This window comes from Paraglaciecola sp. IT1134 (genome assembly GCF_058068185.1).
On record NZ_CM176486.1, the window covers coordinates 3,237,374 to 3,250,372 of the forward strand.

General features: G+C 45.0%; 12 protein-coding genes and 1 tRNA gene. 4 read left to right on the forward strand and 9 right to left on the reverse strand.

The window, feature by feature from the left end; translation table 11 throughout:
- Positions 1-61: 61 nt before the first annotated feature.
- The 3 genes from AC3RV5_RS14075 to AC3RV5_RS14085 all read right to left on the reverse strand — a co-directional run bounded on the left by AC3RV5_RS14075 (position 62) and on the right by AC3RV5_RS14085 (position 3,904).
- Positions 62-2,614 (reverse strand): excinuclease ABC subunit UvrA, encoded by a 2,553-nt coding sequence (locus AC3RV5_RS14075; RefSeq protein WP_489728259.1) that lies wholly within the window; start codon positions 2,612-2,614, stop codon positions 62-64.
- A 101-nt stretch (positions 2,615-2,715) separates the two neighbouring features.
- Positions 2,716-3,078, reverse strand: coding sequence for a rhodanese-like domain-containing protein (locus AC3RV5_RS14080; RefSeq protein ID WP_489732167.1), 363 nt, complete (start codon positions 3,076-3,078; stop codon positions 2,716-2,718).
- A gap of 208 nt (positions 3,079-3,286) precedes the next feature.
- Positions 3,287-3,904, reverse strand: a complete 618-nt coding sequence (locus AC3RV5_RS14085; RefSeq protein ID WP_489732168.1) for a 3'-5' exonuclease — start codon at positions 3,902-3,904, stop codon at positions 3,287-3,289.
- A gap of 685 nt (positions 3,905-4,589) precedes the next feature.
- Here AC3RV5_RS14085 and AC3RV5_RS14090 point away from each other — a divergent pair.
- A complete protein-coding gene (locus tag AC3RV5_RS14090) occupies positions 4,590-5,144 on the forward strand; it encodes a YgjV family protein (RefSeq protein WP_489728260.1) in 555 nt (184 codons plus the stop codon).
- A 216-nt stretch (positions 5,145-5,360) separates the two neighbouring features.
- Here AC3RV5_RS14090 and AC3RV5_RS14095 read toward each other — a convergent pair whose 3' ends face one another.
- The 3 genes from AC3RV5_RS14095 to AC3RV5_RS14105 form a co-directional block, all read right to left on the reverse strand.
- Positions 5,361-5,648 carry a DUF6172 family protein gene (locus AC3RV5_RS14095; RefSeq protein ID WP_489728261.1) on the reverse strand — a complete coding sequence of 96 codons (288 nt, stop codon included), beginning with the start codon at positions 5,646-5,648 and terminating at the stop codon, positions 5,361-5,363.
- A gap of 579 nt (positions 5,649-6,227) precedes the next feature.
- The gene (locus AC3RV5_RS14100; protein WP_489728262.1) at positions 6,228-6,545 is read right to left on the reverse strand and encodes a hypothetical protein; all 318 of its coding nucleotides are present in this window, start codon (positions 6,543-6,545) and stop codon (positions 6,228-6,230) included.
- Positions 6,546-6,741: 196 nt separating this feature from the next.
- The gene (locus AC3RV5_RS14105; protein ID WP_489728263.1) at positions 6,742-6,894 is read right to left on the reverse strand and encodes a hypothetical protein; all 153 of its coding nucleotides are present in this window, start codon (positions 6,892-6,894) and stop codon (positions 6,742-6,744) included.
- A gap of 197 nt (positions 6,895-7,091) precedes the next feature.
- On the opposite strand from AC3RV5_RS14105, the gene AC3RV5_RS14110 reads away from it, so the two are divergent.
- From AC3RV5_RS14110 to AC3RV5_RS14120, 3 genes are all read left to right on the forward strand, one after another.
- A complete protein-coding gene (locus tag AC3RV5_RS14110; protein WP_489728264.1) occupies positions 7,092-8,603 on the forward strand; it encodes an Hsp70 family protein in 1,512 nt (503 codons plus the stop codon).
- A 348-nt stretch (positions 8,604-8,951) separates the two neighbouring features.
- Positions 8,952-9,479 carry a methanogen output domain 1-containing protein gene (locus tag AC3RV5_RS14115; RefSeq protein WP_489728265.1) on the forward strand — a complete coding sequence of 176 codons (528 nt, stop codon included), beginning with the start codon at positions 8,952-8,954 and terminating at the stop codon, positions 9,477-9,479.
- Between the two features lie 87 nt (positions 9,480-9,566).
- The gene (locus AC3RV5_RS14120) at positions 9,567-10,451 is read left to right on the forward strand and encodes a diguanylate cyclase (protein ID WP_489728266.1); all 885 of its coding nucleotides are present in this window, start codon (positions 9,567-9,569) and stop codon (positions 10,449-10,451) included.
- Positions 10,452-10,887: 436 nt separating this feature from the next.
- Here AC3RV5_RS14120 and AC3RV5_RS14125 read toward each other — a convergent pair.
- The 3 genes from AC3RV5_RS14125 to apbC all read right to left on the reverse strand — a co-directional run bounded on the left by AC3RV5_RS14125 (position 10,888) and on the right by apbC (position 12,907).
- Positions 10,888-10,964 (reverse strand) — tRNA-Pro (locus tag AC3RV5_RS14125).
- A gap of 188 nt (positions 10,965-11,152) precedes the next feature.
- Complete coding sequence (dcd, locus tag AC3RV5_RS14130; protein ID WP_489728267.1) at positions 11,153-11,752, reverse strand: dCTP deaminase; 600 nt, start codon at positions 11,750-11,752, stop codon at positions 11,153-11,155.
- Between the two features lie 90 nt (positions 11,753-11,842).
- On the reverse strand, positions 11,843-12,907 hold the full coding sequence (gene apbC, locus AC3RV5_RS14135) for an iron-sulfur cluster carrier protein ApbC (RefSeq protein WP_489728268.1): 1,065 nt from the start codon (positions 12,905-12,907) through the stop codon (positions 11,843-11,845).
- Positions 12,908-12,999: the final 92 nt, after the last annotated feature.

Consider the following 12,999-nt stretch of genomic DNA (forward strand, 5'->3'; position numbering starts at 1 on the left):
AAAGGGGTCGGAGTGAATATAAAATTCACTCCGACCCCTTTTTACTTTTTACTCACTCCCTTTACAAGATCAAGAAGGGAGCAGTTCGGCTGGTTTTCGACATTGCGACTTTCACAGGTGGACCTTGGGCGACGACAAGCCCACCTTCATCACCCGCGCCGGGGCCGATATCGATAACCCAGTCGCTGCTGCTGGCGACCTGCATATCGTGTTCGACCATGATGACAGTGTTGCCTGCATCAACAAGTCCATTCAATTGCGACATCAACATCGATACGTCTGCTGGGTGCAGGCCGGTCGTAGGTTCATCGAGAACGTAGAGGGTGTCGCCTCGCTGCGAACGCTGAAGTTCGGTTGCGAGTTTGATCCGTTGGGCTTCGCCGCCCGACAATTCAGTTGCAGGCTGACCGAGTCGCAGGTAGCCGAGCCCAACTTGCAGCAACGCGTCTAATGCACGCAATACTGGAAGTTCATTGGCAAAGAATTCGTGTGCCGATTCCACTGTCAAATCAAGCACTTCGGCGATGTTCTTTTCCCGATAAGTGATCTCAAGGGTTTTGTCGTTATACCGCTGCCCCTGGCACACCTGACAGGGTGAATACACGCTAGGAAGAAACAGCAACTCCACGGAGACAAAACCGACTCCTTCGCAATTTGAGCACCGGCCCTTTGCAACATTAAACGAAAAACGACCTACATCGTAACGCCGTGCCTTGGATTTACGCGTGGCAGCGAACAACTTACGCACGTAATCAAACAGGCCAGTGTATGTGGCTAGGTTTGATCGCGGGGTGCGACCGATCGGCTTCTGATCAACGGTCACCAGTCGTCGCACGTGCTCCATGCCATCAACAATCCTCCCGCCTGTTGACGTTTCAAGCTCCCGTTCCAGCAAATCGGCCTCACCATTGGGGGCCTCTTCGGCCTTATTCACACCCAGCGCCCCGTTAACGAGTTCGACAAGCGCTTGACTCACCAGACTCGACTTACCCGAACCCGATACTCCGGTAACGGTCGTCATCACGCCCAGTGGAAACTCAACATTGAGCCGTTGAAGATTATTTCGTTCAATTCCCGCCAGCTTAAGCCAGGCCGTCGCCTGCCTGGGCCTATGTTTCGCTGAATCATCGGTTGTAAAAAGGTATCGACGGGTATGCGACTTAGTGGCATCGCGCAAACCCTCTAATGGACCATTGTAGATCACTTCACCGCCATGTGTTCCTGCGTCTGGGCCAACGTCCACTACCCAGTCGGCATGTCGAATGACACTGACATCATGTTCAACAACAAATACCGAGTTGCCGGCTAGTATGAGTTCATCTAGCGCACCCAGTAATGCTTGCGTATCGGCCGGGTGCAGACCTGCCGAAGGCTCGTCTAAAACATAGACGACGCCGAACAGCTGCGAGCGGATCTGCGTTGCCAGTCGCAAACGTTGAAGTTCACCCGGAGACAAGGTTGGCGTGCTGCGTTCGAGCGACAGGTAACCTAAGCCAAGGGTAGTAAGGGCTTCGACACGGGCCAGAATGTCGCTGGCAATGCGCTGAGCGACAATTACTTTTTCTCTGTTCAGCACATTGCCGGCCGGGTTTGCATTGGCAGCATCGCGCAGCAATCGAGCGAGCTCTGTTAGCGTCAACTGCGACAACTCACCAATATCCAGCCCAGCAAATTTCACCGACAGCGATTCTCGTTTCAACTTTTTGCCATTGCACTCCGGGCACTGGGAAATCTGCATAAACTGAGAAACGCGTTTTTTGGTCCGGGCGCTTTGCGTCGTTGCAAAAGATTGCAAGATGTAGCGTTTAGCGCTCGCAAACGTGCCCATGTAACTTGGCTCTTCACCATTTTCAATTGCCTCGCGCGTTTGTGCAAGACTGTATTCTGGAAAGACAGGTACAACGGGTGTTTCTTCGGTAAACAGGATCCAGTCGCGCGTTTTTTTCGGTAACGTTTTCCACGGCTTGTCGATGTCGTGCCCGAGTGAAACCAGTATGCGGCTAAGATTTTGACCTTGCCACGCTGGTGGCCACGCCGCGATGGCCCGCTGTCGAATCGATTTTGTATCGTCGGGAACGAGCAACTTTTCAGTCACTTCAAACACTCGCCCAATGCCATGACATCTAGCACAAGCTCCTTGTGGTGTGTTTGGAGAAAACGCGTCTGCATACAGTATATTCTGACTGCGGGGATATTTCCCTGCTCGTGAATAGAGCATGCGCAGGGCATTGGAAATCGTTGTAACACTGCCCACGGATGATCGAACCGATGGCGTTCCCCGTTGTTGTTGAAGTGCGACAGCTGGCGGCAATCCGTTTATTGCATCTACATCAGGCTCGTCAACTTGGTCGATTAATCGACGCGCGTAGGGCGATACTGAATCGAGGTAGCGACGTTGTGATTCCGCAAACAATGTGCCAAAGGCCAGCGAAGACTTTCCTGACCCAGAGATGCCAGTGAAAACGACAAGTGCGTTGCGAGGTAAATCAACGTCGACATTCTTCAAGTTATGAACACGTGCCCCCCTTACCTGGATGCAGTGCTCAGGATCACAGAGAACATACTTAGCTTTGTCTCGAGCGATTACCTTTGAATCTGTTTTCTTAGTGACCATAAAACTGTTGCTCCGGGAGGATACGAATTTACCAACGCATCAAAAAAAGGGGGCGCAGTGAATTTCATTGCTATTCACTGCGCCCCCTTTTTCATATTCACTTATTTAGTAGTCGCCCTTATTTTACGAGCGTCATCAATGCCTCCCACATTCTGTACATTAATATAACCAGCATGTTTTAAAGAAGATAATGCTTTGCCTGCCCTCCCCCCACTAAGACAATACAAACGAATATCTGTGTTTTTATTAGGATAAATTCGGCTTACCTCTTCCACTATATCTGTGTGTGATATCCGGATATCACCTTCAATATTATCAATTTTATGTTCGAGTACACTGCGAACATCAATCCACACTGGGTCTGCAAAGGATATCGAGCTAAACAGTATTCCTATAGTTAATGTAACCGCACACATTATCGCCTGTATTTTCACACTTAATTCTCCTAAATAATAAATAATCATTTTATCCACCGTTGCCACCGCCCGCAATAGCGGGAAACGCGAACATTTTGGCGCAGCCAGTGGGCAATTTACCGATGACTTGGCTTGTTATAAGTCGCCACCACTGACTACCAACGTTCCAAACTATCGAACAACTACGGCCATAAGGGCCAATCTAATTTGACCTAACTAACGTTTGTTGAACTATTTATTCACTGCACCCCTTTTTCTAAATTATTGAAGACAGTAATTTATTCACCCCACTCTTTGGCGTTTTAGTCAGCTTTTGAATTAATGTAAAAGGCACGTCTTCGCGCGTAAGTTGGGAAATATCTTCTAACATGGCCATCCACAATTTCGCGGTCATTTCGGAGTCGAATAAGGCTCTGTGAAAGCCCCCCTGTGACGGAATGTTTTTATAGGCGATGAGCGAACCAAGCTTATGATTAGGGGCTTGTTGATATAAACGTCTCGCGACGAGTAAAGAACATGCAAAAATGCCATTATAAGGTCTAGAAATCCGGCGTAATTCCGCATCCAAAAAACGTTTATCAAAAGAGGCATTATGGGCAACAAGGTTACTGTTTCCCATAAAGTTAGCAAACTCATCCATGACTTCATCACAGGGAGCAGCTCGGCTTAACATACGGTTAGTGATACCGGTGTAATTCTCAATAAAACCACTGACACGTTTGCCAGGATTCATTAGTGCTTGAAAACGCTCAACCACCTCGCCCTTTTCAAGACGGACAGCCCCTATTTCGATTGCTCTATCGCCCATATCGGGTGAAAGCCCGGTGGTTTCAAAATCAAGTACGATAAGGGAGTCGGCGCCGTTTTGCGTCATCAAAATATTACCTGTGTGGTGTAAGGCGAGTATGGTAACAAATATTTATATGATAACCGAATGGGTATTTGGCAAGATAATTTTTGCTGTCGCCCGATGCCTATTTTTTTGATTAAGGCTAACTGACCATCAAGGTGCTCGGCAGCAACAACTTTAAAACGCAGTTTGAACAACCCAAAATGCAAAAATCGACCAAAAGAAACAGGGACGACCATCGAGCAACTAAGGATTAAGTGTTTATTCACTCCGACCCCTTTTTCGCTTTTTCGCCTTTTTCTTTTTCCGCCTATTTATAACATGCTAACAACTTGCCTTTAACAGAAAGAAAACAGTAAGCCCAGACTCGCTTACATCGCCCAATTCATTAAGCTTGCAGGTTGATTTTCTTTGGCTTTTCAACAGTTAAAAGATTAAAATATGAGCTGTCGATATTTGGGCAATTTTGAAAAATACTTTTACACCATTACAACAACCTACTGACAAACACCCATAAAATTTTGGTGCGATCCTAAGCAAGGATTGACGATTTAAAACTCCAACAATATTAAAATTTAGACGACATGTTGAAACGCATACTAGCTGCATATTTGGGTTTTGTTGATTAACCCATCTACCGTTATTTTTTGTTAGTTATACAAATTTGTATCACTGGGATCAGCAACAGTGAGTTGGAGTGATACGTTAATTGGACACATTAATGAATGCCATGGATTCGCTCAATTCCTTATTTTGGCTTAATCCTTGGGCCCAATGTTTTGGTCTTATTGCACTTTTTGTAGGAGCAAGTGCTTTTCGTCATAAAGAAGACCATAAACTCAGACGTAATCTCACTATATTTACGTTACTTATGAGTATTCAATTTTTAATGTTGGGCTTATGGTCCGCTGCATTTGCAGCCGGTTTAGGCAGTTTACGTACCTATATTTCAAGTCATACTCGCAATATGTGGGTCATGGTAGGTTTCGTTGTTACCCTATTGCTAGTGACGTTACCTAACGTCACTGAGCCTGTGCACGTGTTACCCATTTTAGGCTCCAGTGTAGGAACATGGGCGATGTTTCGTGAGAAGGGCCTCCGTATGCGTGTATTTATGCTAATAGGTAGCATGTGCTGGTTCAGCCACAACTACATAGTGGGTTCCATCGGTGGTGCCATTATTGAAAGCGTATTTTTAATCATTAATAGCCGCACTATGTTTAAGCTACTAATAGATAAACGCCAGCTAGCAGTAAATCCCTAATGATATTAGCCTGCATATTTCACGAAGGAGTTAAAACTTTATTAGGAAAAAAAATTCATTACGAAAAATCGAGAGTAAATCCCTGTAATGAATGCCTGGAATAAGGTAGGTATATTAAGCTAGGCTCCCTTGGCATTTAGCGCTGCTAAATCATGAGTTCATAGGCAAGTCGAAAAAGGGGGGTGAATTTTACCGATTCACTCCCCCCTTTTTCAATCAGTTGCTCGTTTTTCTAATTCCGGGTTTTGCGAGAATTTCCAAGTAAAATGACGCTAGTTCATTTTTCTCAGCTTCATCGATATGCTGGTTAATGGATCCAAGATGAATCACTTCTGCATTGTTTCTATCCGTGCCAAAACGGCAGTCAAAATCCCAAAAATCTGCCCCATCCGGAACTGACTTGTTTCTTTCACGCCTAAGATATTTTTTCACTTCAAATTTGATCGCCTCGATCAACCTCGGCAGTTTGATTTTAGGATGAGACAAAACGAATGTTTTTTTCATATTAATTACTCGTATTAGCCTATTTCACAAAAGGCATTTAGTAGAAATGATGTGTTATGCCGACTTAGCTGGAATAGGCGAGCTAGTCAGTTTCGACGAGCTAATGGGTTCAAGTGAGTTAATACTCTCAAGTGGCAGAACCAGCGTATGTTTAGACGGGTGATTATACAAGAACACGTAATTAATAGATGTACCTAATAACGAATAGTCATCACCGGTTCCAGAAGTTGGTTGGTACGGTGTTTTTCAAGAGTGGGGATTTCGCAGCTCAATACTCAGCTTATGGTTTCCCCTATCAACGCTTTACTCGACACCTTACAATGCAAAGCTCAAGACTCGGGGTCTTGCGGTGTATTTACCTTACCAAGTAGAGGACTTTCATCCGGGACGGCCTCCGCTGCGATCTTCTACGGACTAATCTCGGCGCACTAGGTGTCAATGTAATGCCGCTCTAAATGAGAGCGGCATTTGTTGGGGCTCAATCAGATTAAAAATCTACTGCCCAAACCCTCCATCACCTTTAATGCGTTTCATTTCTGTTGTTGTTGGTTTTTGTGAGGTTGCGGTTGGATCGTAAATTCAGCTCACATGATCGGTATGCGTCTGCTGCTGATAGGTCACACTACCACTAACAGAGATGGCGTTTGTGCCCTCCTGCAGTGTTACTTCCGGCCAAAGAGCAACTTTATAGTCATTGGGCATAACCCAACCGACCTCTTTACCATTTACTTTTAAGACAACTTGGGCAAGTTGATTGCTATAAACCGTCACCGCAGTGATGGCTTTGTGCCTAAGCTGATGACGCTTACTGGTTAAATGAATCTTTGGCTCAGGATTCCAGTTCGCTTTATAGAAGAAAAAGGCATCTTTTTTGGTTTTGTGATCAAAGGTGAGCAACCTTTTATCATTAATGCCTTGCTGCCCCGTTCACGGCGTTTGACTGCGCTAAAGTCAAACATATTCCAGACAAAAGGCCCCAAATGAATGGACGTTGACTGTAGGATTCCCACGCTGCTTCATGCACTTTGGCTTGCCACTCCTTCGCATGCCAGTCGCTTCTAGGGATGGGATGTTCCGGGTTTTGTTCGTAATGCTATATATTGGCTGCGGCACCATGCTCACTAAGGCAAAAGCCACCTTTTTGGCTAGTCGGGCGATATTTTTCCCAAAGAATTTCACTTTTATAATCCAGGGCATACCAGCCAGGGTAACGATTCCAGCACAATAGGTCCGGAACCTGGTTCATTTTCGGGCCCTGAGCACGGCTGGTGGCGGCAACAGTTGGGCGGTTTGCATTCGCTATCGGGCAGTAAAAAAGGTGTCATAAGGTATTTCCCAGCAAACAACCGCTCTGCCCCACACCTTCCAAACAAAACAATTAATGAGTTAAGACGGTTTTTACTTTACAATCCGGGGCTTTTTTGAAATGAACTGACGGTACAGATGGCAGCAATTGGTATAGATTACGGCACCTCAAATTCCGAGGTGATCTTTTTTGATGGGCAACAGCACCATTTTATAAAACTCGACCCCACGCAAGATGCGACAAATAAGATCCGTTCGTCAGTATTTATCTATTATGAGGGGGAGCTGCCTTTACCCCCAGATACCATTATTGAAGCCAAAGTCGCGCAAATAAAACGCGCCGTCGCTGCGCAGATTGATAAAGCCAAAGAGGGATATTACGAAGCTACCGATCCCAAAGAACAACGGCTGTATAGCGCCAGAATAGATGACTTACGGGCCGAGTTTCACAATCTTCCTGCTTTGCAACGCCGCGCCATTGAAATATTGTTAAACGACATGACTGTGCAAGATTTACCGTTGCATCAGTTGGTCGCAACAGGAAAATTTGCCTTTGGTGAAGAGGGCTTTAAGCGTTATCTAAAAACCCCCGATAAAGGCCGCCTAATCTATTCGCCGAAGAATTTTTTAGGGGCCAGTTTGATCGCCGGGCAGCAACAAGCTTTTGTGGGCATGATCGCCAAACAATTAGAGTTCTTTCGCTTAAGTGCAGAAAAACAACTCCAACAAGCTGTTGATACTGCCGTAATTGGTCGCCCGGTTAGATTTCATGGTTCCAGAGGAGAAGATGGCAATACCCAGGCCATTGAGATCATGACTCAAGCTGGCAAAATGGCCGGTTTTACCCATGTGGAATTTCTCGAAGAGCCCATAGCTGCGGCTTACAAAATTGAACGTACCCTGACTAAACACACTAATGTACTGGTGATCGATATTGGCGGCGGCACCACGGATATTTGCTGTATAACCTTGTCACCAGAAAAACTGGCCAACCTTGATCGTCAACAAGATGTGCTTTCTGTAACAGGTGCGCGTTTAGGCGGTATGGAATGTGATAAGAGTCTGATCGTTAAATCTATTGCCCCCACCATGGGCCAAGGTTTAACGATGTTTAACGGTTTGACTGTGCCCCCTACCTTCTTTACAGACATGTGTGCGGTAGATGATATCCCCAAACTAAATCATTTTTTCTCTGACGAATACCACCTGGAAATTGCCCAAACTAAGTCGCTGGTGAAAGAGCCTAAATTGTTAGAACGATTACTCATAGTGCAGGAAGAGAAACTGTCGGCCCGACTGGTCAATTCATCTCGCTTGGCAAAAGAATTGTTATCGTCAAAAAATGAAATCACCTTGCCACTACATTATATCGAGCCAGATTACGACGTTAACCTTACCCTTAAAGACCTGGATCGTTCCATGCAATCCTGGCTAGGCAAAGTGAAACGTTTGGTCAGTGAATGTCTGGAAAACAGCGACGAACCACCAGAAATGTTATTTATTACCGGCGGCATGAGTTTGTCACCCATAGTGAAAAAAGAACTGCAAGAGAACATGCTGCCTCACCTGCCAAACATAGAGGGCGATGCCTTTAATTCAGTGTGCGAAGGGTTAGCCATTCAGGCGGCTAAATTGGCTCAGGCTAAATAATTCGCAGATGCAGAAATACATAAAAGAATAAATATTTGAAACACACTCACTGAGAGCTAGAGATAGTCATAGATATCAATAATGACCGGATACCGACTAATGTCGGCGGTTGCTAAAATGAGATTTTGCCTATGTTGCTACGAAAGTCTAATAGTTATTTTAAGGAAACAAAATACAATTATAGGTTTGAAGGTAATCCCTTCTTAACATCAGGCGGGTAGATAATTGCTCAAAGAGGAAGTAAGTGTCTTCACTAATTTGGATTGCCAGAACAAAGTATTCTCAGCCAACAAGTAACCTCAACGATTTAAGGTATTTTCCTCAAATTCGGCAATAAAGGTATTAATAATGAATAACCAAGCCCAGTTAATCCCAATAAAATCTATTGATATTCCCTTGAACAACGAAAACTTCGTTAAATTGTTACTCAATCATTTATGCGGTTCATTGCAAGAAATTATAGGCATGGAAGAAGCTGAAGGTTTTATTTCGATGGTTGGTGGCAAAATGGGGGAGCACATAGATACTCAATATCGTAATGCTTTGAAAGTTAAAAAATTAACCAGAAATCAAGTGATTGAAATATTGGTTGATTTAAAGGCGAGAATTGGCGGCGACTTTTATGTAATTGAGGAGTCAATCGATAAAATTGTATTCGGGAACACGCATTGTCCCTTTGGCAAAGATGTGTTCGAACGACCTGCGTTGTGCATGATGACCTCTAACGTATTTGGTGTTATAGCCGCAGAAAATATCGGGTATGCAAAAGTTTCCATTGATGAATCGATTGCTATTAATCACGACCATTGTAAGGTCACTTTACATCTTAACCCTGATGATTCGGTGGTTGGACGTGAATATTATTCCAGTCAGTAATGTATGGTATTTCACTCAACTGAAATAACCGTTTTGCTCAATGCCTGTTCAATGCCGACTGCGATTTGCAACCGAAACGGTAAACTTTTGCAAAGCAGCAAAACGTTCGACAATCTATGGCCTCTTTACCACCAACGCAGCCTACAATTCATGTTTTTTGACCAAAGCCGCTGGCAGCACGACTTGCGTATGATGAGGCGAAATAAAACCATTGAACTGATTGAAACCCGCCTGTGTGATCCGCTTAGTCAATATATGTTAAGAACTTCTAGGTTAGAGCTGCGACAAACTGATGAACCATTATTTTTCATAGAGCTACATCCTCGCAAGGAATTTACCGGTGGTTTTTTAAAGTTAGCAAACCTCTACTCACAGATTCAGCGCCAATTACATCGATCTCATAGAATAAATTTACAAATGGAAAAAGCCGTAAAGGATTCAAACACAGATGCCCTAACAGGAATTGCTAATCGAAGAGCCTTTGATGAAAAATTAACGGAAATCTGGCAAAGCGCGGTCGAGGAACGTCATTCTATTGTGTTATTTAGCGCGGATATCGATCATTTCAAAATGATTAATGATCATTTGGGACATGGACGTGGAGATGAAATTTTAATAGAAATTGCCCAGAGGCTAAATAAATTTCTTTTACGTGATTCGGATATGGTCGCCAGGGTGGGTGGAGAAGAATTCGCAATGCTTTTACCTAAAACCCCCGTCATTGACGGGAAATTAATAGCTAGCTCTGTCGTTGCCTCAATATCTATGCTTAACATTCCTCATCCAGCGTCAGCGGATGACAAGGTAACGATTTCGCTGGGCTGCACATCAATTGCCCCTGGCCCCAAAAATAATATTGATGAACTCATCAAAGGGGCGGACCAAGCGTTGTATTACGCGAAACGATCTGGTCGCAATTGTGCCACTTATATGGATTTGAAAAACCATCATATTGAGCTTATCTCCGCCTAAGCGAGTATCACTTTTTTATACTGCGCCCCCGGTAAATCAGGAACTTTTGTTTACAGAATCTGTTAATGGGAGTGCTTTGCATTAAATTTTATTGGAGCTGGATGGGGGAACTAGCCGCTGTTTTTTATTGATTTATAATGTTGTTAGAAGTGCTGCAGCATTAAATCGAACAAAAAATGCAAAAAATAAATGCTCAAACTTTTACGCCTTCGGACTGACTCGGCCATTCGGTAGTTTCATACAGGCTAATATCCGCAAGATTTAACGCCTCGCACCCTAGCGGGTATTTGGTATCTGGTGCGGACCTTAGGGCATACGTGAGTCAATCAAGCACGAGAATTTTGAGTCGTAACTAATAGGTCATAGCATTTGAAAGGTACAAAAATGAATTTGGTGGAGATAAAAATAAAACGTCTTGAAAGACACAAGAATTAATTGGTCGGTGTGATAGGATTCGAACCTACGACCCCTTCACCCCCAGCGAAGTGCGCTACCAAGCTGCGCTACACACCGACCGAAGAGGCGCAGTTTACGGAATTTCTCCCGCTTTGCAACGTAAAATATGCCTGTTAAGTGCGTTTGCCTATTTGTTAAACAAATTCAGGCCCATCCGCTGCAGTGTTATTACTGCCAACCGGCCTTTTGCTGTACTGCAGCGAAAAGATCAGAGCCCGCTTACTCAACCGAGCAATCCTGGTTTTCTATTTAGCGATGGTTTTATCGTCACCACTGATACGGCTGGCGGTGGCGCCTTGCTGATTTTGGTACTTGGCATCGATGCGGGCATTATAGGGTTTCTCGGCAAAATCGGATAATACCTCAAAACTCAAGGCACCGATTTTCATTCCGGGTTTGAGGGCCAAGGGCAATTTACCACTGTTGAAAAATTCCAGCACGATATTGCCTGACCAGCCAGGGTCGATACGATGGGCGGTCACGTGCACCATCAATCCCAGACGCGCCAATGATGAACGCCCATCCAGCCAGCCGACTATGTTGGCGGGCAAGGTAACCGACTCCAGTGTCACAGCCAGGGCAAGTTCTCCTGGGTGCAAAAAAAACGATTTATCTGGGGCAATGACAATCTCGTCGCTCATCACCGAATTCAGTGCTTCTTGAACCTGAGCCTTGGGGCCACTTAAATCTATGTATGGTGCCTGATGATCTACAAACACCCGGAATTTATTTCCCAGCCGGATATCCACGGTAACACCGCTTATCTCTGAATAATCAGGCTCGGGGCTTATTTTAATTTTACCTTCCTGAATATGGGTAAAGATATCTCTGTCGCACAAGCGCATATTTTGACTCAATTTTTCTATTAGTGATTAACCGCCGGCCAATTATGCTGAGGCAAAGGTGGATGTACAATGTATTTATGCCAATTGGTATTACACATTTAACACCCGCAAGTCATCCTGCGAGTTGAGATATAGCTGTTTGCTTACCGCTATGGCCAATTGTTTGTAGGCCACACTCAAAGGATCGTCCGGCAGTTCAAGCAACAAGGGTTTACCCTCATCGGCGTATTGACGAATTTTAGCAGTAAGTGGCAGTTGCCCCAGTAAGGGTAATTTGTACTCTGTGGCCAGCCTGTCACCGCCCCCCTGGGCAAAAATATGATCCTCATGCCCACAATTGGGGCACAGGTAATAACTCATATTTTCAATTAACCCCAGTACGGGCACAGCAACTTTATCAAACATGGCGATCCCTTTGCGGGCATCCGCGAGGGCTAAATCTTGGGGGGTAGTGATGATTACCGCCGCACTTACGGGCATTTGCTGGGCTAACGTCAGCTGAATGTCTCCCGTGCCCGGTGGCATGTCCACAATCAGGTAATCCAGCTCGGGCCAATCGGTCTCATTTAGCAATTGTTGCAAGGCTTTACTGGCCATGGGCCCGCGCCACACTGTGGCATTTTCTGCAGGTACAAAATAACCGATGGAGCTAGCAACCAGACCATGAGCTTTCAGTGGCTGAATGGTTTTATCGTCACGGGAGGCCGGTTTGGCCTGAGTATTACCCAGCATAATGGGCACAGACGGGCCATAGATATCCGCATCCAGCAGCCCTACCTTCGCCCCTTCAGCTATTAAGGCAAACGCCAGATTAATACTGGTGGTAGATTTGCCAACGCCCCCTTTACCTGATGCCACGGCAATAATATTTTTGATCTTGTTTATTTTCGGTAAACGGGTCGGCGAGGCTGTCACTGCGGTTTCGATCAGCAGCTCATCACATTTGAGCTTTAACTCACCCAGCGCTGTCTTTATAACAGCGAGTAGGTCAGCATGATAGCTTTGGGCGGCAAAAGGCAAGGTAATTAACACCTTCGCATCTGCTATCGTTATCCAGGACTGGACTTGTTTGGCATTAAGGTCAAAGGCCGCTGCCAGGCGCTGTGCAACACAGTTTTGAATATTCTGTTCGAGGGAAGGTCGACTAAAAAACATAACTCTTCTGATCCTGTTGGCTTAAAATACAGCTTGTGGTGGATTTACGTAATGCAATGATGACGTATTTTCGATACCATTTGCGACCTTTT

What these genes read in the sequence shown, in the direction of transcription:
- AC3RV5_RS14075 (WP_489728259.1), bottom strand. Translation starts at nt 2,614, where the DNA reads ATGGTCACTAAGAAAACAGATTCAAAGGTAATCGCTCGAGACAAAGCT.
- AC3RV5_RS14080 (WP_489732167.1), bottom strand. Translation starts at nt 3,078, where the DNA reads ATGATTATTTATTATTTAGGAGAATTAAGTGTGAAAATACAGGCGATA.
- AC3RV5_RS14085 (WP_489732168.1), bottom strand. Translation starts at nt 3,904, where the DNA reads ATGACGCAAAACGGCGCCGACTCCCTTATCGTACTTGATTTTGAAACC.
- AC3RV5_RS14095 (WP_489728261.1), bottom strand. Translation starts at nt 5,648, where the DNA reads ATGAAAAAAACATTCGTTTTGTCTCATCCTAAAATCAAACTGCCGAGG.
- AC3RV5_RS14105 (WP_489728263.1), bottom strand. Translation starts at nt 6,894, where the DNA reads ATGAACCAGGTTCCGGACCTATTGTGCTGGAATCGTTACCCTGGCTGG.
- AC3RV5_RS14110 (WP_489728264.1), top strand. Translation starts at nt 7,092, where the DNA reads ATGGCAGCAATTGGTATAGATTACGGCACCTCAAATTCCGAGGTGATC.
- AC3RV5_RS14115 (WP_489728265.1), top strand. Translation starts at nt 8,952, where the DNA reads ATGAATAACCAAGCCCAGTTAATCCCAATAAAATCTATTGATATTCCC.
- dcd (WP_489728267.1), bottom strand. Translation starts at nt 11,752, where the DNA reads ATGCGCTTGTGCGACAGAGATATCTTTACCCATATTCAGGAAGGTAAA.
- apbC (WP_489728268.1), bottom strand. Translation starts at nt 12,907, where the DNA reads ATGTTTTTTAGTCGACCTTCCCTCGAACAGAATATTCAAAACTGTGTT.